Origin of the sequence: Limosilactobacillus walteri (genome assembly GCF_014830205.1) — a bacterium.
GTDB lineage: Bacteria > Bacillota > Bacilli > Lactobacillales > Lactobacillaceae > Limosilactobacillus > Limosilactobacillus walteri.
Window position 1 is genome coordinate 1 of sequence record NZ_QORN01000053.1, and the last position, 18,329, is coordinate 18,329.

The 18,329-nt window shown below is 39.8% G+C and carries 23 protein-coding genes and 1 pseudogene; 1 reads left to right on the forward strand and 23 read right to left on the reverse strand.

What is annotated here, in order from left to right:
* Nucleotides 1-55 precede the first annotated feature (55 nt).
* The 6 genes from DTK66_RS10190 to DTK66_RS10215 are packed head-to-tail and all read right to left on the reverse strand — an operon-like array spanning nt 56 to nt 5,385.
* Nucleotides 56-1,231: an ATP-binding protein gene (locus DTK66_RS10190; RefSeq protein WP_225209078.1), complete on the reverse strand. Its 1,176-nt coding sequence runs from the start codon at nt 1,229-1,231 to the stop codon at nt 56-58.
* Between the two features lie 15 nt (nt 1,232-1,246).
* Complete coding sequence (gene phoU, locus DTK66_RS10195; protein ID WP_191668599.1) at nt 1,247-1,954, reverse strand: phosphate signaling complex protein PhoU; 708 nt, start codon at nt 1,952-1,954, stop codon at nt 1,247-1,249.
* Between the two features lie 10 nt (nt 1,955-1,964).
* On the reverse strand, nt 1,965-2,720 hold the full coding sequence (gene pstB, locus DTK66_RS10200; RefSeq protein ID WP_191668600.1) for a phosphate ABC transporter ATP-binding protein PstB: 756 nt from the start codon (nt 2,718-2,720) through the stop codon (nt 1,965-1,967).
* Between the two features lie 10 nt (nt 2,721-2,730).
* Nucleotides 2,731-3,612, reverse strand: a complete 882-nt coding sequence (gene pstA, locus DTK66_RS10205) for a phosphate ABC transporter permease PstA (protein WP_191668601.1) — start codon at nt 3,610-3,612, stop codon at nt 2,731-2,733.
* Nucleotides 3,612-4,511, reverse strand: coding sequence for a phosphate ABC transporter permease subunit PstC (gene pstC, locus DTK66_RS10210; protein ID WP_191668602.1), 900 nt, complete (start codon nt 4,509-4,511; stop codon nt 3,612-3,614). The genes pstA and pstC overlap by 1 nt, the downstream gene beginning before the upstream one ends.
* Nucleotide 4,512: 1 nt before the next feature.
* Nucleotides 4,513-5,385 (reverse strand): phosphate ABC transporter substrate-binding protein, encoded by an 873-nt coding sequence (locus tag DTK66_RS10215; protein WP_191668603.1) that lies wholly within the window; start codon nt 5,383-5,385, stop codon nt 4,513-4,515.
* Nucleotides 5,386-5,511: 126 nt separating this feature from the next.
* On the opposite strand from DTK66_RS10215, the gene DTK66_RS10220 reads away from it, so the two are divergent.
* Nucleotides 5,512-6,222, forward strand: a complete 711-nt coding sequence (locus tag DTK66_RS10220; protein WP_191668604.1) for a winged helix-turn-helix domain-containing protein — start codon at nt 5,512-5,514, stop codon at nt 6,220-6,222.
* 79 nt (nt 6,223-6,301) lie between these two features.
* Here the strand turns inward: DTK66_RS10220 and DTK66_RS10225 are convergent, their stop codons facing one another.
* From DTK66_RS10225 to DTK66_RS10300, 17 genes and pseudogenes are all read right to left on the reverse strand, one after another.
* A complete protein-coding gene (locus DTK66_RS10225) occupies nt 6,302-7,027 on the reverse strand; it encodes an energy-coupling factor ABC transporter ATP-binding protein (protein WP_191668605.1) in 726 nt (241 codons plus the stop codon).
* A complete protein-coding gene (locus DTK66_RS10230) occupies nt 7,024-7,872 on the reverse strand; it encodes an energy-coupling factor transporter transmembrane component T (RefSeq protein ID WP_191668606.1) in 849 nt (282 codons plus the stop codon). Before DTK66_RS10230 ends, DTK66_RS10225 begins: the two co-directional genes overlap by 4 nt.
* Entirely contained in the window at nt 7,841-8,854 is a 1,014-nt protein-coding gene (gene cbiM / locus DTK66_RS10235; protein ID WP_191668607.1) for a cobalt transporter CbiM, read from the reverse strand. The genes DTK66_RS10230 and cbiM overlap by 32 nt, the downstream gene beginning before the upstream one ends.
* Before the next feature lie 27 nt (nt 8,855-8,881).
* Entirely contained in the window at nt 8,882-9,118 is a 237-nt protein-coding gene (locus DTK66_RS11050; RefSeq protein WP_225209083.1) for a fluoride efflux transporter FluC, read from the reverse strand.
* Entirely contained in the window at nt 9,049-9,216 is a 168-nt protein-coding gene (locus DTK66_RS11055; protein WP_225209079.1) for a hypothetical protein, read from the reverse strand. Before DTK66_RS11055 ends, DTK66_RS11050 begins: the two co-directional genes overlap by 70 nt.
* A gap of 90 nt (nt 9,217-9,306) precedes the next feature.
* The gene (locus tag DTK66_RS10245) at nt 9,307-9,687 is read right to left on the reverse strand and encodes a fluoride efflux transporter FluC (RefSeq protein ID WP_191668608.1); all 381 of its coding nucleotides are present in this window, start codon (nt 9,685-9,687) and stop codon (nt 9,307-9,309) included.
* A gap of 15 nt (nt 9,688-9,702) precedes the next feature.
* Nucleotides 9,703-10,557 (reverse strand): urease accessory protein UreD, encoded by an 855-nt coding sequence (locus tag DTK66_RS10250; RefSeq protein WP_191668609.1) that lies wholly within the window; start codon nt 10,555-10,557, stop codon nt 9,703-9,705.
* On the reverse strand, nt 10,547-11,176 hold the full coding sequence (ureG, locus tag DTK66_RS10255; protein ID WP_438268346.1) for an urease accessory protein UreG: 630 nt from the start codon (nt 11,174-11,176) through the stop codon (nt 10,547-10,549). Before ureG ends, DTK66_RS10250 begins: the two co-directional genes overlap by 11 nt.
* A 22-nt stretch (nt 11,177-11,198) precedes the next feature.
* On the reverse strand, nt 11,199-11,909 hold the full coding sequence (locus tag DTK66_RS10260) for an urease accessory protein UreF (protein WP_191668616.1): 711 nt from the start codon (nt 11,907-11,909) through the stop codon (nt 11,199-11,201).
* Nucleotides 11,910-11,922: 13 nt separating this feature from the next.
* On the reverse strand, nt 11,923-12,372 hold the full coding sequence (locus DTK66_RS10265; RefSeq protein WP_153709831.1) for an urease accessory protein UreE: 450 nt from the start codon (nt 12,370-12,372) through the stop codon (nt 11,923-11,925).
* An 83-nt stretch (nt 12,373-12,455) separates the two neighbouring features.
* Nucleotides 12,456-14,177 (reverse strand): urease subunit alpha, encoded by a 1,722-nt coding sequence (gene ureC / locus DTK66_RS10270; protein ID WP_191668611.1) that lies wholly within the window; start codon nt 14,175-14,177, stop codon nt 12,456-12,458.
* Between the two features lie 15 nt (nt 14,178-14,192).
* The gene (locus DTK66_RS10275; RefSeq protein WP_035154118.1) at nt 14,193-14,567 is read right to left on the reverse strand and encodes an urease subunit beta; all 375 of its coding nucleotides are present in this window, start codon (nt 14,565-14,567) and stop codon (nt 14,193-14,195) included.
* 28 nt (nt 14,568-14,595) lie between these two features.
* Nucleotides 14,596-14,898, reverse strand: a complete 303-nt coding sequence (locus tag DTK66_RS10280) for an urease subunit gamma (protein WP_191668612.1) — start codon at nt 14,896-14,898, stop codon at nt 14,596-14,598.
* Between the two features lie 34 nt (nt 14,899-14,932).
* Entirely contained in the window at nt 14,933-15,451 is a 519-nt protein-coding gene (locus tag DTK66_RS10285) for an AmiS/UreI family transporter (RefSeq protein WP_191668617.1), read from the reverse strand.
* Between the two features lie 47 nt (nt 15,452-15,498).
* Nucleotides 15,499-16,677: an ammonium transporter gene (locus DTK66_RS10290; protein WP_225209084.1), complete on the reverse strand. Its 1,179-nt coding sequence runs from the start codon at nt 16,675-16,677 to the stop codon at nt 15,499-15,501.
* Between the two features lie 458 nt (nt 16,678-17,135).
* The gene (locus DTK66_RS10295; RefSeq protein WP_225209081.1) at nt 17,136-17,528 is read right to left on the reverse strand and encodes a hypothetical protein; all 393 of its coding nucleotides are present in this window, start codon (nt 17,526-17,528) and stop codon (nt 17,136-17,138) included.
* 182 nt (nt 17,529-17,710) lie between these two features.
* Nucleotides 17,711-18,329 (reverse strand): annotated as a pseudogene (locus tag DTK66_RS10300) (hypothetical protein); the annotation flags it as partial.

The following is an 18,329-nucleotide window of genomic DNA, read 5'->3' on the forward strand; positions in this document are numbered from 1 at the left end:
TAACTTTCTAATTTATAAAAAGCAATCTCACCTTTTCTTTCGCTGAGATTGCTTTTTATTTCCACCAATTCGGTTCTTCCACCCTCACGCTAGCTAGCTTATCCCCCATTTTTAAATAAGCTTTCCCAATGTCTAAATTTTTTATTGTTTCTGGAAAGTCAATAATTCCTAAACTCCGCATTTCATCATCATCAATCAATCGATGAATAACGGCATTACTAAATTGGGATCGCAAACGAGCGGGGAGGTCAAGCGGGGATTGGGTCGTTAACAACACTTTCAAGTGGACTTTACGTCCTTCGCGTAACACTTGAAAGATACCATTATCCGCCAATTTTTCCTCATTTTGTGGTAAGTAGCGATGTGCTTCATCAATTACGATATTAACTGGAATATTTTGTGGTCTTTGCAGACGCAGGCGTAAAATCTTTTTCATCAAAAATGAAATTAATACTCGTTGGCTCTCTTCATAATCTTTTAACACAGAAAGGTCAATTACTAACGTTCGATGTGTGCTGCGATGATTTAGGAACATTTTTAAGACAAAGCTTAACTCTGTCTTAAAAACTCCAGGATGCTCATACGAATCAAAAATCGTTGCAAACATGGTACTAGCAAGACGCTCACGAATCGTTGTCAAGCTATCCCAATTTCTAGCAATCGCCTGTCGATCATACCGCTGCCCCAATAAGTGATAATCAGCCCGTTGATCGTCGTATGGGATGACAAACTCTTCAATTAATTGATTAAATAATTCTTGTGGCTGATAGTCCGTTGTCCACGCAGCTAGCTGTGCCAGCTTTTGTTGGTAATCAGTTATTGCTTGTCCACATTTTTTATAAACCCCATCTTGCTCGAGAATGTTATGTTGAACACGTAAAGCGGTGATTGCCTGGACTAATTTATTACGTAACTGAACCGGTAAATGAAGCTGGAGAACTTCTTGAAGCTCATGTGCCGATAATGTTCCAGCTTCAAGATAAGCATTAGCTCCGAGTTGATAGGTGATGGCGTTTGGTAGTTGTGCGTATTCGCCGGTTGGATCAAAAACAATTGTTGTCTGATTAAGGTGCTGTAGTTGGTTTAGGAGCGAAAGCGTCGTTGTTGTCTTGCCGCTGCCTGTTTGTCCTACAACTAGTAAGTGATGGGCAAGAACGTTTGCTAACCACGCTTTTTTCACATCATTATTTATCTTGTCCTGAAATAAGAATGTTTCCTGTACCTTATTCAACCTTAATTACCTCTTTTACTTCTGACCTTCATCTAATTTGCGACGAACTAACGTTGGATCTGCTTTTCCTGGATTTAATTCTACTAGTTTTCCAGACGCACTGTAAATAATCCATTCTGCTAAATTAACAATGTGGTCACCTGCCCGTTCAAGATTGCGAAGAACCGCTAAGTAGCTCTCATAGGCTTTGACGTCTTCGCCCCCCTTAACAAGGGCTTTCATAATTTCTTTTTGAAGTTTAACGTAAATTAAATCTACTTTTAAGTCGTCATTGGCGACTTCATAAGCGACTTGTTCGTCCGTATATACATAGGCATCTAAGATTCGTTCAAGCATTTTTCGCACGATCATCATCATTTGCTCAATTGGCTGTTCAATTTCTTCATGATGTTCAAACTTACTCAGCGTGATGGCTGCTCGCGCAATATGCGTTGAGTAATCACCGAGCCGTTCAATATCTGTACTAGCTTTTAAGATGCTGATAATCTTACGAAAATCTGTTGCAACCGGGTTTTGCAATGCCATTAATTTAAGAGCCTGCTTTTCAAGATGAATTTCTTCATCGTTGATTTTCATATCCGTATTCAAGACTTGGTCAGCAAGCTTAGCATCATGATCCGTAAAAGCTTTTGTTGCTTGATAAATCTGTTCGCTTGCGTCGATTCCCATTTCCATGAAGTGGCTACGTAGGCGTTTTAGTTCATCATCAAAAATTGCTCCCATCGTTATCCTCCTAACCAAATTTACCGCTAAGATAATCGGCTGTTTGTTGTTCTCGTGGATTCATAAAGACATCCGCGGTCTGATTAAATTCAATTAAGTTCCCTTGATGCATAAAGGCGGTCCAATCAGCAGACCGGGATGCCTGTTGCATGTTATGGGTTACCATTATAATAGTAAATTTCTCTTTTAATTGTACTAAAGTCTCCTCAATTTGCGAAGTTGAAACTGGATCAAGGGCACTCGTTGGTTCATCCATTAAAATAATTTCTGGTTGAACAGCTAATGTCCGCGCGATACAAAGCCGTTGTTGCTGACCACCGGAAAGGGCTAAGGCACTTTCTTTTAACTGGTCTTTTACTTCATCCCATAAGGCAGCTTGACGGAGACTTTCTTCAACCCGTTGGTCAAGTATTTGGCGGTCTTTTACCCCCGCAAGGCGAAGGCCATAAATGACATTTTCATAGATTGAGAGCGGAAAAGGCGTTGGTTGTTGAAACACCATCCCAATTTGCTGCCGAATGCGATAAACGTTTACTTTAGGTTGATTAATATTTAAGTCATGGAAATTGATTTCCCCATGAACAGTCGCTAAATCATCATTCATTCGGTTAAGGCTTCGTAACAAAGTCGATTTTCCTGATCCGGAAGCCCCAATCATTGCTGTAATCTTATTCGCGGGAAATTTCATCGAAACATTATGCACAACATGTTTCTCACCGTATAAGACCTCTAAGTTTTTTACTTCAAGTGCGATTGAATTTTGCATAATTTTATCCTCACTTTGCTAGTCGTCGCTTAATTAAGTAACCAATGTATCTGGCAAGCAAATTAAAAATCAAGATTGTTAAAATCAATACTGCGACAGAACCGTTAGACACTGCCCGGGCATCTGGCACTAAGCCTTCACTATTAACTTTCCAAATATGAACTGCTAGGGTTTCCGCTGGTCGCATTGGATTCAAAAAGCTGGTTGGACTAAATGGGTTCCAATCAGTATAACTAATGGCCGGTGAACTCTGGCCAGCCGTATAAATCAGTGCTGCTGCTTCACCAAAAATTCGTCCCGCGCTCAAAATCGCACCAGTAATAATCCCTGGTAGCGCTGCTGGCAACACAATCTTGGTTGTAACTCGCCATTTAGACATCCCCAGCCCTAATCCCGCTTGACGCTGCAAATACGGAACTTGACGCAAGGCATCCTCACAAGCACGGGTCAAAATCGGTAAATTTAAGATAGTCAAGGCAAGCGCTCCTGCTAGCAGGGAAAAGTCTAACCCCCATTGCAAGACAAATACTAAATAACCAAATAAACCAACTACTACTGACGGTAAAGAACTTAGGACCTCGATTGCTAACCGCAAAAAGTTCGTCCACTTGTTGTCCGGCGCATATTCACTGAGATATATTGCAGCACATAAGGCAAGCGGAATTGAAACAAGCAAAGTCAAAACTACTAAGTATAACGAATTAAAGAGCTGGTCACGAATTCCCCCGCCACTCTTAAATGACTCTGCGCTCGAGGTTAAAAAGTGCCATGAAATATGGGGAATCCCTGATAATAACAAATAAGCTAATAAAGCCAGTAAAATGATCCCAACCAGACCCGTTAAGGTCAAAATAATAATAGTCGCAACCCGATCGACTCTTTCTGGACGCATTATTTTACTCCTTTCTTGCTTGCAAGTCGCATTAATAAGTTAAATGCCAATGACATCACTAATAAAATTAGTGCCAGGGACCATAAGGCATTATTGGAAATCGTTCCCATCACTGTATTACCAATCCCTGTTGTTAACACACTCGTTAAAGTTGCCGCAGAGTGCATCAATCCAGTCGGCATTACCGTTGTATTACCGATTACCATTTGGACCGCCAATGCCTCTCCAAAGGCCCGCGCCATTCCAAATACCATTGCGGTTAATATTCCGCTTTTGGCGCTTGGAATAATTACCCGGGAAATAGTTTGCCAACGCGTTGCCCCTAATCCAGCGGAAGCATTGCGATATTGTTTTGGTACTGCCTTGAAGCTATCAATCGTCATTGATGTCATCGTTGGGAGAATCATTAAGAAAAGGACGCAAGTTGCTGCCAGAATCCCAAATCCGGTTCCGCCAAAAAATCGACGGAGGAAGGGGACAATCAAGGTTAAGCCAACGTAACCATATACAACAGAGGGGATGCCGACTAACAATTCAATTACTGGTTGAAGAAATTTATATGCTGTGGATGGTAAAATTTCAGTAATCGCAATCGCCACCACTAATGCTAAAGGCAGGGCAACAATTCCGGAAAGCAAAGTGACGCTAAAAGATGTAGCAATCATCGGCAACGCACCAAAGAGGTGGTGACTTGGCCGCCAGTCAATCCCCGTTAAGAAATTCCATAGTGAATAGTGGTTCCCCGTAAAGAGGGCGACTCCCTTAATTGTAAGGAAAATAAGGATTGTCCCTACTAATCCGCCAATTAGGCCAATTGCAAGATAACTCACTATTTTCCCCGAAACTTCCTGCTTGCTTTCCGCAGACGGTTTCGTTAATCGTTGTCGTAAATCTTCCATGTTATTTCCTCTCAATTACTTTTCCACTTGGCGTTTTTTCAACTTTCATATCATGGATACTAATATAGTGTGCTTCGGTTACGAGTGATTTTTGCACCTGCTCACTTTGCATATACTTAATAAAAGCACTTGTCGCAGCGGACGGGTGTTTTTGGGTATACATATGTTCATATGACCATAATTGCCACTTATTCGTGGTAACATTGGCAGCTGTTGGTTTAACCCCATCAAGGCTTACTGCTTGGACCTGATCATTCAAATAAGCAAACGCAATATAACTAATTGCTCCCGGTGTATTTTTGATAATTTCCTTAACAGTTCCATTCGAGTCTTGTTCTTGTGCATTAATCGCATGCATCCCCGGCTCCAATACTGATTGTTCAAATGCAACGCGGGTTCCGCTCCCATGGGCACGATTAACAACTGTTATTGGCAAATCTGGTCCACCCACTTCTTGCCAATTAGTGATTTTACCCGTAAATATTTGCTGTAATTGATCCATGGTTAAGTTTGTTACTCCTAAGTCGCGGTTAACAACTGGAACAATTCCTGAAACGGCAACAATATTATCATCTAATTTATTAGCATTGATCCCGTCTTGCTGGTCGGCAAATATGTCTGCAGAACCAATGTTAACTGCTCCTGCCTGAACTTGACTTAATCCGGTCCCCGACCCGCCTCCTTGAACAATGATACTTGTGTTAGGATGGTGGTGACGGTAATTATTAGCAACTGCTTCCGCTAATGGTTGCAAGGCTGTTGAGCCGACAATTGTGATTTTACTTTGGGCCGGCTGTTTCTTTGCGAGAACCCACGATCCCCCCAGCCAACAAATAATTGCAATCAGAGCAATACTAAAAATCGTTTTTTTCATTACTGCTTCCCTACCTGTTTATTAGTTGTTTTCGGATATTCCGTATGGTACAAATAGAGAATAACAAGTCGATGTAAATTTTTAATCTTTGCAATGTAAAGGTTATGTAAATTTTGGAGTATTTTTATGACTAACAAATTTTTGATAATGAGTCAGCGTGATGACTTGGTCGATCAATTACAAAATATCTGTAAAAAAGCTCATTGGAACTACGACCTTGTAACAACACCAACTGGCTTAGTCGTAGCTTTAGAAAAGCAAAAGATCAGTGGTATCTGGTGGGACATGACCGAGGTAAGCCTTGATACGACGATTGCAACAATGATTCTTATCCGCCAACAGATTCAAGGGCCAATTACTGTCTTTGTTCCTCACCTGACTGATCGCATTCAACGTAAACTATACCGGGCCCAAGTCGATGATATTATCCCGTTACCAATCACTCCGGCCGTTTTTCGTCCGCTAATTGAGCAACGATTATGGACATATCATTATCCCCAGCTTCATCCTTTATCATCGCCAGATCCAGTCAACGAAAAGGGAGTAACAACTGCTGGTACTTGGAAGATCAGTCAAAAAGATTACACAGTTACCAAAAACGGGGTGACAATTGACCTTACACCAAAAGAATTTCAATTACTTTCTTACTTAGTCGACCATCGCGGACAAGTTCTCAGCCGTGACCAACTCGTCAATGGTGTTTGGGGGTATGATATTCTGGATACATCACGTATTGTTGACATCCATATCAGCCACCTCCGTGATAAACTTGAAGATGATTCTCAACACCCAGCGCACTTACTGACCGTTCGGGGATTCGGATATAAATTTATTTAAAATAAAACGAGTGCTAACGGCAGTTTCATCCTGTCGATTAACACTCGTTTTATTACTAATAAGCAAACATCTTAATACTCTATAAATTATCCAAATAATCAACAAATTGGGGCATTTCTTCTAGCTGGTCAGACGTTATTTCCCGCGTAATCGTATGATCCTCAGAAAAGACGTAAACTCGATCCACTAATGACCTAATCTGGTTAAAATGGTGGCTAGAAATAATGATTGTTTTCCCTGCACTATGCAATTGACTGACTATTTGTGAAATTAATGTTCGATATTTGGGAGATAATCCATTAAACGGCTCATCTAATATTATAATATCAGGGTTCATTGTTAAAACACTAGCAATGGCAACCAGCTTTTGTTCCCCACCAGAAAGATGATAGGGAACCCGGTCTCGCAACCGTTCAATTTTCAATAACTTTAAGCAATCATTTACTCGTTGATCAATCTCATGTTGGGGAAGACCCAGATGTTGCGGGCCAAAAGCAACCTCATCAGCCACACTTGTATTAAATAACTGAATCTCGCTATTCTGAAAAACAAAGCCAAATTTTTGATAAAATGGACCAGTTTTAGTTGAATCTTTTAGGAACTTCTTATCGATAACCTGGTCATTAAAAGTATACTTACCATTTTCCAGACTAAAGAGACCGACAATTGTCTTTAACAACGTAGACTTTCCAGAACCATTTGGCCCCATAATACACACTGAATCCCCACGATTAATATTAATATTGACATCATGAAAACCAGTTTGCGTCCCATAAGTATAAGCGCCATTAGCGATGTTAATCATGTAACCACTCCTCGTGTTAAGAAGTATGCAACAACTGCAAATAACAATTCTCCCATACTAATCAAATCATATTTATTCCAGCTGAGCTTCCAGCTAGCAACATTATTGCTATTATACCCTCGTAATAACATTGCTTGGTAAAGATCGCTGGTTCTTTTTTTGGCCGACAGATAAACCTGTCCAATAATAACACCTAAAACACGCCGATTTACGTGTTGACCAAACGTCCGTAATTTAATACTGCTTAATAATTCTTGGATATAAACACCAAGGGTATAAACATATTTCATTGTAATATCAAGGGTTAAAATTATGACACTAGGCAAATGTAGTTGTTCGAGCCCCTGAATAAATTGAGGCCAAGAGGTAATACTCAAAAATATGGAAATATTTAACATGATGAGTGCAACCCGAGCTAAAAATAAGCCAATGTTATTCGCCTGCAATAATAAACTCGGCAGCAGCACGATTAGCGAAACTACCATTAATTTAAATAATTTCTTGCTAATTGTGATTATTACAGAACCAGGCAAAATAACCAGGTGAACTAACATAAGAATTAAAATTAGCCATAAAAATAAAACCTGTGATGATAAAACAATTAAAATCGTTAAACCAATTAACTCAATGATCCGTACCCACGGTGAATTTTTAGCAGTATAAACTGGCGTTACACGGGTAAGAAAGGCAACTAATGTCGCAAACTTACTTAAATTATCTTGAACTAAGCGCCCTTTGGTTAGCTGTACCTGGTGTCGCTCCGGGTTCATTAACCAAACAGGGAGTTTTTCTGCTGGTTTAGTTTCAGTTTTGCTACTTATTTGTGGCTTTGTTTGTTGAACCATAGATTGCCATCAGCACCTTACTTATTAAGAAGAAAATTAGAATCGCTGTAACTGCGCTTAAAATGTAGCCGATTGGCAAACTTGTTCCGGGAATGGCATAATCACCAAATAAAGCGGTGTAGTTAAAACCATGGCTCATTCCCGCTGGAACCGAACTTGCAACATGTTCGACCTTCAAACGCTGGAGTAATTCAGCTTTATCCCACTCACCAAAAGCAGTTCCGCTAGCAAGCAAACCAATTGGCGAAAGGACTGCTAAACCAATAATTACATATACCAAATATTTAATCGAACCCTTTTTTACTTCCTGTTGACGATTGTTGTTATAAATTTCATTAGGCGCAACCCGCTTTACAAAGGAGTAAACAACGTAGGTAAAAAATGCCTCAATCCAGCCAGCAACTGCTAAGTGAGCAAATGCCATTGCCGGAATTGTTACTGCTAACGGATAAGGATTATACAACGGCGCCCCATTCGCCGTATGCGCAATCAACGGTTGAATCCCCAACTCAAATCCAGCCAGCAAGGCAGCTAAATTGATTCCGCAATAAGAACCAATAATCGCGCCAAGACTTGGATGGTGGTGCTTACGCAAAAAATTATAAATCCAATAACCAGTAAACGGCATGATAATTGCCATATTAAAAATATTTGCCCCTAAGGCAAGAATACCGCCATCGCCAAATAAGAAAGCCTGAAGAATTAGTGCAACTGTGACCGCAATGCTGGCGGCATACGGTCCAATCAGGATTGCAAGCAGCGTACCTCCAACCGCGTGGGCACTTGTCCCGCCTGGTACTGGAACGTTAAACATCATCATCAAAAATGATAACGATGCAGCAATTCCGAGCATTGGCGCAAGCTCTCGATGTTCTTTAAGCTGTACCTTTACTTTTTTAGCTGAGACCGCAACAACCGGTGCAGCAACTGCAAACATAACAGCACAAGTTGCCGGACTCAAATAATTATCTGGAATATGCACTAAACTCCACTCCTTAATTAACTACGATTATTTTAATAACTCTTTTCCAAGGTCCTTTCCCATTACTAAGAAGAGACCAGCATAGACTGCAAATAAGCCTAATAACATGTCAGCAAGAATATAGAAAATTCCAACCCAGACGTGTCCAGCGAGGAATAATACGGTGACTCCCTGCGCAAAAGATGAAAAAGTAGTTAATCCACCACAAAAACCAGTGGTAATAATCGTATGCCAGTCTTTGGTACGATCTTCTTTAATGCCCATCCGGTGAATAATCCAATAATAAAACACCCAACAGCATTAACAATTAAAACAGCCAGCGGGTCTGCAAACGGTGGGTTAAGCCATCTATCTGAAATCATTTCACAGGCATAGCGAAGTACCCCACCAAAGAAACAGCCGCAACCAATAACGAGCAATTTTAAACCATTTGTCATTTTATTTGCCCCTTTCTACAACCATGAGTGGAACCATAATCCTAAGTAAACACAACAAATACATGCAATCACACTACCAACCCAGTAAGTCCAAGCTAATAGCTTTTTACCATATTTGAAGTATTTCAAAGTTTCTAGCGAGAAAGTAGAAAAGGTTGTCAATCCGCCACAAAAGCCGGTTGCTAATAAAACATTCATAGTATTTCGTAATTCATCACTCGTTACCATCCCCGCAAATACACCAATCAATAACGAACCAATTAAATTCGCCATAATTGTGCCCCACCGGTAATGGTTATAATCATAGTTAAGTACATCAGCAAGCAGACTGCGTAAGCCACCGCCAAAAAATGCACCAACACCGGCCGCAAGTAAGTCAGTAACAATAATATTCATTTACCGTTCCTCGAATTAAGCTTGTTCCCGCTCAAGGTGTTCACTCTTCCGTAAGTTAAGTTCAGCAAAGTGAAGAATCCTTTCACGGTAATAGCTAATAAACTTCCACATTAATTTATGATTTTCAAATGCACTGTTGCTTAAAAGCCGGAAAACCATCCCGTCTTCTTCTAGCAACGAAATTCCATAATGGATATCAACATCAAATTGATCCAAGTACTTCCGCATTTCCTCAACTGTATCTTGCGTAATATTTTCATCAATAATTACTACCGAGTTAAAGTTAAGTTTTCCTTCAAAGTAACCTATTTCTTGCATTGGGTCGCTTTCAGGATCAACTAGCAAGTAGTCGTTGTAAACCAAATGACCATCGTAGTTAATCTTAGTTTGCAGACCTACTTCATCATATTGGAAGGGGGCGTCATCTGGTGACCATCCCTTAGAAAGACCATCAGTTAAGATTAACTTAGCACCCTTTTCCATTTCAATTGATGTCTTTTGATGATAACGCGCATCTTTATATGGAATTGTTTCATCTTGATAAAACTCTAAAATTGCATTCTTGCCCAAGTGAATATCATCTTCTTGGGTCGTCGTTTTACCATGTTCACACTTATAAACATAAGTAGGCGATTGAGTTGTAACAATTGCGTGACTATCATCATCAAGGTTTATTTGGTGATGATATTTTTCACCTTCAACATATCCTCCCCCAGTCGTTATAAGGAAGTAATATGGGATGTTATCTTTATTTGGTTGGCAAAACGATAACCAGGAATTTCCCTTACGAAATGTCCGCTTAGCGAAGTTACGGCCATTCTTATTGGTAAATTGAAGATCAATCGTGCCATCATAATCTTTACTTTTCATCTTCCAAATCCTCAAGCAATACGTCCTTCTTCAACCAGTCGACAACACCGTCTAACCCTTCATCCTTTTTAAGGTTAGTAAAGAGGAAGTTCCCATCATTCCGGAATTTTTCAGAATCCTTCTTCATCCGGTCAAGGTCGGCACCAACGTACTTTGCAAGGTCAGTCTTATTAATGATAAAGAGATCTGACTTGATCATTCCTTGTCCGGCTTTCCGTGGAATCTTTTCACCTTCAGCAACATCAATAATGTAGATTGAGAAGTCAACTAATTCTGGACTGAAAGTAGCAGCTAAGTTATCACCACCACTTTCAATGAAAATAAGATCAAGGTCATTGTTAAACCGCTTCTCTAGTTCTTCAACAGCTGCCATATTCATTGAAGCATCTTCACGAATAGCAGTGTGCGGGCATCCACCAGTTTCAACACCGATAATCCGGTCTTCATCAAGAACCGAATTTTTAGCCATATATTCAGCATCCCACTTCGTATAAATATCATTGGTAATAACCGCCATATTATAGTCATCATGAATTCGACGGGTAAGTCGTTCAATTAATTGAGTTTTACCTGAACCAACTGGGCCACCGACACCAATTCTTACTGCACGTTTCATAATTTTTAACTTCCCTTCAAAATAATTAAGACATGAACAACCGTGATTCTTGTGTTTCGTGATTAATTTGAGCCATTTCAAGACCAGGCGCATTAGCACCTAAGTATGACGCATCGAGTTTCATTACTCGTTTATAGATTGGCTTTAACAGCTTAATTAGATCATTTAAAATAACTTGTCCTTCACGCTGACCAACCGGAACTGCTCGCACAGCATTTAAGACTAAGGTTGAGGCAACACTATACCCATACATTAAAAACGCGTCCATTAATGGCAGCTTCTTGTAATGAGCAAAGATTGCAAAGACAATTGCTGGGTTGCCATACGCCTTACCATCTTCAATCGCTTGCGCATAGTCGTTAAGGTGGGGCACCTTATCACCATAGATTTTTTGAATCAAAATAATCATTTGGTGTGCAATTAGCTTAGTCCCATTCCGCGTTTCAATCGCTAAGGTTGATTTGGTAATTTGGTCATCGTAATCAATCAGCTTACTAAAATCGTTATCTTCAATTGCTTCATAGCAAAGTTTTACAAGAAGACCTTCACCAAATCTGAATTGTGAACGATAATAATTTTCGAGCCAGATCCGAAATTCAGGAGCTTTCTTAATCACGTTAGTCCGCAGATAGTTTTCCATCCCGAACGAGTGGTTAAAAGTCCCAATTGGGAAGGTAGAATCACAAATTTGGAAAACTTCAAGATAATTTAGTTTCTCAGTTAATTCATTTTCCATCATTTATCCCTACTTACTTTGTTAAATCTAGGTATTCTAGTGGTTGATCTAATTGAACCTTCTTCAATTCGTAATTAATATCATGCTTATCGAGCATTTTAACAACAACCTTGTCAAGTAGTAATGAAATCTTACCGTCCTTGATTTGAACTGGTTTATGCAAGTTGCCAAGGAAGTGAGCAACAAGTCCCATTTCATTAATATCACGAGGCGTTATCTCAATCATTTCGTCAGCAATTACGCTTAAGACAAGAAGCTTCTTATCACCAAGCTTGAAAGCCGAACCATTTTCCAAAATCTGATCTTCGTTGTCAAGACGAATCCCGTATTCATTACCATGGTCAGTCTTGACCCGTAAAATATTCTTCATTAAATCATCACTCTTAACCATTGCGGTCTCGATGTGGTAACTGCCAATGTTCGGAATGTCATCTACATTACGATATACTTCTGTTAAAACCATAAGAATAAAACCTCTTTTTGTTTAATTTTTATAAAAAGAGATTGGGGCACGGCTCCCAATCCCCTATATAAATCTAATTTAGATTAGTACAAGTAGTAACGTTGTGTTAATGGTAGTGAATCTGCAGGACCACAAGTAATTAAATTACCATCAATTGTTACATTGTAGGTTTGCGGATCAATTTCGATTGTCTTTGGTGTATAAGTGTTAAGCTTCATATCTGCCTTAGTCAAATTCCGAGTATTGTGAACAGGGAGCACCGTCTTATTTAATCCTAATTCTTCCTTAATACCATGATCATAAGCATATTGTGATACGTAGGTTACACATGTATGGTTTACAGCACGTCCTGCTTCACCCCATTCAAAACGTTCAAGAACGGGTTCTGGGGTTGGAAGACTTGAACTAGGGTCCCCAGCAATACCATAAACAATCATCCCATTTTGAATAACCATATCCGGTTTGCTACCAAAGTATTGAGGATTCCAAATAACTAAGTCAGCATTCTTACCAACTTCGATTGAACCAACGTAATCAGAAATACCATTACAGATAGCAGGATTAATTGTATACTTAGCAACATAACGCTTAATCCGGTTGTTATCATCGTACTTAGAATCGCCTTCTAGCGGTCCACGAACATTCTTCATCTTGCTTGCTAACTGCCAAGTCCGCATAGCAACTTCACCGACACGTCCCATAGCTTGACAGTCAGAACTCATCATACTAAGGGCACCCATATCTTGGAGGACGTCTTCGGCAGCTTCAGTTTGCTTCCGAATCCGTGATTCAGCAAAGGCAACGTCATCAGGGATCTTAGGATTAAGGTTGTGACAAACCATTGTCATGTAGAACAATTCATCAAGAGTGTTCTTACAATATGGGTTTGTTGGGGTTGTTGATGATGGAAGAATGTTATCTTGACCAGCAACAACCATAATGTCAGGAGCGTGTCCACCACCAGCACCTTCAGTGTGGAAGGTGTGAACTGTATTTCCATTGAAAGCATTGATGGTGTTTTCAACGAATCCACCTTCGTTCAGTGAGTCAGTATGAACAGCGAATTGAACATCATACTTGTTAGCTGCAGCAATTGAGTTTTCAATTCCGGCCGCAGTAGCGCCCCAGTCTTCGTGGGTCTTAATAGCAGCACATCCGGCTTCAATTTGTTCACCGATTAATTCTGGACGAGCTCCAGAACCCTTAGCCATTACACCATAGTTAACTGGTTCATTATCGACCGCTTGTAGCATCCGATGAGTGTACCATGCACCTGGGTTACAAGTAGCAGAACGAGTACCGTTCGCAGTTCCTGTACCACCACCAAATAAGGTTGTAATACCATTATCTAGTGCTGCTTGAGAAAGATCAGGTGTCATATAGTGAACATGCAAGTCGATTCCACCAGCAGTAACAATCATCCCTTCACCAGAAATGGCTTCAGTACTTGCACCAACGATGAAATCAACGTTATCCATGACATCGGGGTTGCCACCCTTACCAATTGCTAGAATCTTACCGTCACGAATACCAATATCTGCCTTATAAATACCAGTCCAATCAATAATAAGTGCGTCAGAGATAATTGTATCGGCAACCATTGGATTTTCAGCACGGGTTTCAGTAGCACTGACACCCATTCCATCACGGAGAACTTTTCCACCACCGAATAGGCTTTCTTGTCCGTGAACTGTTAGGTCTTTTTCGACTTTGGCAAATAAGTCTGTATCGCCTAGTCGTACACTATCGCCAGTAGTTGGTCCGTAAAATGAGGCAAACTGCTCGTGATCCATATCAAAACTCATAACTTTACCTCCTCTTTACTTTTCTTCAGGATAACTCTTCTCAAGCGGGTAACCATTGTACGTGTCGGCTTTCTTGTCAACATCAAGCCAACCATTGACTTTATTGTTAAAGCCGAATACCCGACGCTTACCACCAAAGTCAATGAGCTTAACGGTCCGCTCTTCACCTGCTTCTAGCCGAATAGCTGTCCCAGCAGGAATGTCGAGGTGCTTACCCCATGCTTGACTACGGTCGAATTGTAACCCTTGTTCATTGGCTTCATAGAAGTGATATTCTGAACCAACTTGGACAGGACGGTCACCAACGTTTTTTACTTTGAGTGAAATATCATCGTAACCAACATTGTATGGAACTTTATCTGGTTGTAATTTGTATTCTCCAGGAACCATTTTGTTTCCTCCTTTTATATGCTAATAATTAGCGGATTGGGTCAGTAACAGTGATTAGCTTAGTACCATCAGGGAATGTTGCTTCAACTTGGATCATTGGAATCATTTCTGGAATTCCTTCCATAACATCATCCTTGGTTAACCAAGTTGCACCTTCGTTAGCCAAGTCCCCAACAGTCTTACCGTCACGCGCACCTTCCAACAGGCGGTTTGTAATTAAAGCAACTGCTTCTGGTTGATTGAGCTTCAAGCCCCGATCCTTACGCTTTTCAGCAATCATGCCGGCTAAACCGATCATCATTTTTTCCTGTTCACGTTTTGTGAGCCTCATTGTATATCCTTCCTTTCTCTACCTAAAATAATTTTTAGTTAGGCCAGTAGTTCAGGAGCATTAGGAATCCCGGAATCCACGCTGTACAAATTCCTTCGATAATTCCCAAGTATCCAGGAAACTTACCAAGATTTATTTTTAGATTGTTGGTTAGGAATCCCGTTAACCAAAGAATTCCCCAGGCCCACCAGATGATACCGTAAATCCAATTACCGCCATAGCCTTGGAAGCAAAGGATCCCGGCTGGAATTGAGTTAATCGCAACAAATAAACTAAACCAACCGTATAAACGCTGATCAAAATCACATAGCGTATTAAATGCCACATAAAGATAAGTAAATGCAAATAGCAATCCTGTAGCACTTGCGTAGAACCAACTTGCCGGCTTGTCATTGATGATTCCCCATGATAGGGCAACAACGTTAAGAATCAAACTTAAACCACCAGTAAAGAAGTTCATTACAACAATTGATTTATCCTTGATGCCCTCCACAGCGTAAAAGCCGTTACTCATTAGGACCATTCCAACATAAAGCAATATACAACCTAACAATTCATTTTCGCCTCCTTTCATTGAGACGAGTGGATAGATAAAAAGTTTTAATTAATATTGTATGTCGTTTCGTTCAACAGCGTTTGATCGAGTCCCTTAGCAATAACCTCATCCGATGGACGGATATTAGTAAGTGATCCTAAAATCTTAAGTAAGATGAATGTAATTGCAAAGGAATAAGCGGCAACTAAAATAACACCACCGGCTTGAATCAAGAATTGGTGACCACTTGCGGCAACACCATTAACAGTGTGGTCGGCTAAAATCCCAATTAAAATTGTTCCTGTAAAACCACCAATACCATGGACGCCCCATACGCCAAGCGCATCGTCCCAGCCAATCTTTTCTTGAAGACTAACTGCAAGGTTACAAATGATCCCCGCAGCTAATCCAACTAAGACAGCGGAAGCCGGATTAATATATCCCGCACAAGGTGTAATGGTTGCCAAACCAGCAACTGAACCAGTTAAGACATCAATAAAGTTAACCTTTCCACGAACGAACTTAGCATAAAGAATCCATACAACCATTCCACTAGCAAGACCAATTGCGGTGTTAGTAAAGGCCTTGGTTGATAATGCGCCCGCCTTTAGGGCACCACCTGAGTTAAAACCAAACCAACCGAACCATAGAAGTCCAGTCCCAATAGCTGCTGCCATTAAATTGCTTGGCTTCATTCCTGCCTGCTTTAATTTACGCTTTCCAAGGACAATAATACTTGCCAAGGCCGCAAAACCGGCAGTGGTATGGATAACGGTTCCCCCAGCGAAGTCAACAAAACCCCACTTAGCAAGGAATCCGTTGCCCCATACCCAGTGACAAACTGGAATATAAACTAGATACGTCCAGAAAATTAATAAGAGAATGTACCCCTTCATATTCAAACGTTCAGCAAACGCTCCACTAATCAACGGAACAGTGATTACACAGAACATTAACTGGAATAAGAAAAATAAGGCAAAGGGAATTGATGCGGCATGGACCGGATTAGGAACCAAGCCAACATGAACAAGAGCAAAGTAATCAGAAATACGACCAATTACGCCACCTTCATCTTTCCCAAATGCAAGACCGAAACCTCCGTAAACCCAAATCAAAGTAACGATCCCCATAGAAATAAATGATTGCATCATAATATACAAGACGCTTCGTTTACGTGCTAACCCACCATAGAAAAATGCTAATCCAGGTGTCATCAAGCAAACCATTGCGGTACAAAGCATCATAAAGGCTGTATCACCACTATTAATATGCAAATGTATTTCCTCCTCTCTACAAAAAAGATTTATTAATGAAATAAGTTTAATAAACAAATAGAGGTAAGATGGTTATTAACTTCATTCACTAATATTCACTCCTTATAATACTATTTATATTAATTATTACAAGAAATACGATTATTTTTACCTAAAATAGTTATCTGACAAAAAACCACGAGAAGTCAGACTTCTCGTGGTTTAACGCTTTTTATTTATAAGTGTTTTTATTTTACTATTAATAGTTATTACTTATCACTTAATAACAGCATTTATAAAGTGTAAATAACAAATAATCAACACTGTATTTGGTGAGGCTTAAACAATAAGCCAAGCAATAAAATTTGCAAGCCTTTATTATTTAAGAAAAATACATTTTTATTATGGAACTTTACTTCCAAATTGTCTACCAAAAACAATCTTTTTTACTAAAGATACTGGTCAACTGCTGTCCGATAGCTTAAAAGTTCCTTTTGCTCCATCGAAGAATCAGGCAAAACTACTTGAACACTGTCTGTCCCGTCATTTTCATCCATTTGCTGACGACCCCAGACGCCTAGTGAGGTCACTAATCGGGTAAGTTCCTGTCCGCCTGTTGTTAAAACAAAACACCCCGCCTGTTGAATAGGGCTAATTAGGTATCTGTTCTGTAGATCCTTAATAATTGTTATCAATCGATTAATAGAAACGTCGCTTAATAATTCCTGTAAATCTTCAAAATTTAATGGTTTTACACCTAACCAAAAAAGTACTTTTGGATAATCATTTTCCCGTAAAATGCTTAATGAGTAGCCAATTCCTTGATCAATTGTTTGTTCCATCACTATTCACCCCATACAGAATGTTATTATAATAATTATACTAAAATTGTAACATGCGTACGGATGAAACACAAAAAATATCCATTTTTATTTATCGTTTTATTAACAAAAAAATACATTCTGATATCATTTGTATATTATATTGTGATTTAAATAACTAATTCTTATTTTTAGTAAACTTGTCATTTTAGTAAACATTTCGCTTCTTTTATTCCAAAAAAATGCGAATTAGCGATCGGTGTCTCATGGGCAAGCAGGATCTGCTTAGCTTGTCCACAATTTATCTTAGTTGTAGGAATTTCACGGAAAACTTGTACATAGAATGATAGTTGACGGAGTTTTATCGCTAACTGACCACGCGCTTTCATAAGAGTCAGTGTTTTTAATTGTTTATAATCACGAATAATAAAACGAGTCTTGCGCCGTTGCAACGCATAGTTTATCGAATTGCTCTTAATCCGCTGAATATCCTGCGGCGGCAAGGCTTGCTGGCGAAGGAAGTAATTAAATTGGGCAATTTGCTGGTCAATCTGGCGCCAATCAGCAGTAATCGCTGCTAGTAAATCGCTAATCTCATCTTTCGTCAATCGATGTACTGTACCCATTTTTAGCTGCTTGTACACAGAGCTTAGTTCTTCATAATCTCGTTGATGCAAGGGTAAATCCACCTGTTCAAACAAATGACAACGCTGGTATAATATCGTACTCTCCCGATTTTTAAAACCATGGTGGTCAATCACATACTGGAAGATCTTCTTAGGGAAACGATGTCCTGCTTGATAGAGGCTGGGAAAAAACTCC

What these genes read in the sequence shown, in the direction of transcription:
- phoU (WP_191668599.1), bottom strand. Translation starts at nt 1,954, where the DNA reads ATGGGAGCAATTTTTGATGATGAACTAAAACGCCTACGTAGCCACTTC.
- pstB (WP_191668600.1), bottom strand. Translation starts at nt 2,720, where the DNA reads ATGCAAAATTCAATCGCACTTGAAGTAAAAAACTTAGAGGTCTTATAC.
- pstA (WP_191668601.1), bottom strand. Translation starts at nt 3,612, where the DNA reads ATGCGTCCAGAAAGAGTCGATCGGGTTGCGACTATTATTATTTTGACC.
- pstC (WP_191668602.1), bottom strand. Translation starts at nt 4,511, where the DNA reads ATGGAAGATTTACGACAACGATTAACGAAACCGTCTGCGGAAAGCAAG.
- DTK66_RS10215 (WP_191668603.1), bottom strand. Translation starts at nt 5,385, where the DNA reads ATGAAAAAAACGATTTTTAGTATTGCTCTGATTGCAATTATTTGTTGG.
- DTK66_RS10220 (WP_191668604.1), top strand. Translation starts at nt 5,512, where the DNA reads ATGACTAACAAATTTTTGATAATGAGTCAGCGTGATGACTTGGTCGAT.
- DTK66_RS10225 (WP_191668605.1), bottom strand. Translation starts at nt 7,027, where the DNA reads ATGATTAACATCGCTAATGGCGCTTATACTTATGGGACGCAAACTGGT.
- DTK66_RS10230 (WP_191668606.1), bottom strand. Translation starts at nt 7,872, where the DNA reads ATGGTTCAACAAACAAAGCCACAAATAAGTAGCAAAACTGAAACTAAA.
- DTK66_RS11050 (WP_225209083.1), bottom strand. Translation starts at nt 9,118, where the DNA reads ATGGGCATTAAAGAAGATCGTACCAAAGACTGGCATACGATTATTACC.
- DTK66_RS11055 (WP_225209079.1), bottom strand. Translation starts at nt 9,216, where the DNA reads ATGATTTCAGATAGATGGCTTAACCCACCGTTTGCAGACCCGCTGGCT.
- DTK66_RS10245 (WP_191668608.1), bottom strand. Translation starts at nt 9,687, where the DNA reads ATGAATATTATTGTTACTGACTTACTTGCGGCCGGTGTTGGTGCATTT.
- DTK66_RS10250 (WP_191668609.1), bottom strand. Translation starts at nt 10,557, where the DNA reads ATGAAAAGTAAAGATTATGATGGCACGATTGATCTTCAATTTACCAAT.
- DTK66_RS10260 (WP_191668616.1), bottom strand. Translation starts at nt 11,909, where the DNA reads ATGGAAAATGAATTAACTGAGAAACTAAATTATCTTGAAGTTTTCCAA.
- DTK66_RS10265 (WP_153709831.1), bottom strand. Translation starts at nt 12,372, where the DNA reads ATGGTTTTAACAGAAGTATATCGTAATGTAGATGACATTCCGAACATT.
- ureC (WP_191668611.1), bottom strand. Translation starts at nt 14,177, where the DNA reads ATGAGTTTTGATATGGATCACGAGCAGTTTGCCTCATTTTACGGACCA.
- DTK66_RS10275 (WP_035154118.1), bottom strand. Translation starts at nt 14,567, where the DNA reads ATGGTTCCTGGAGAATACAAATTACAACCAGATAAAGTTCCATACAAT.
- DTK66_RS10280 (WP_191668612.1), bottom strand. Translation starts at nt 14,898, where the DNA reads ATGAGGCTCACAAAACGTGAACAGGAAAAAATGATGATCGGTTTAGCC.
- DTK66_RS10290 (WP_225209084.1), bottom strand. Translation starts at nt 16,677, where the DNA reads ATGATGCTTTGTACCGCAATGGTTTGCTTGATGACACCTGGATTAGCA.
- DTK66_RS10295 (WP_225209081.1), bottom strand. Translation starts at nt 17,528, where the DNA reads ATGGAACAAACAATTGATCAAGGAATTGGCTACTCATTAAGCATTTTA.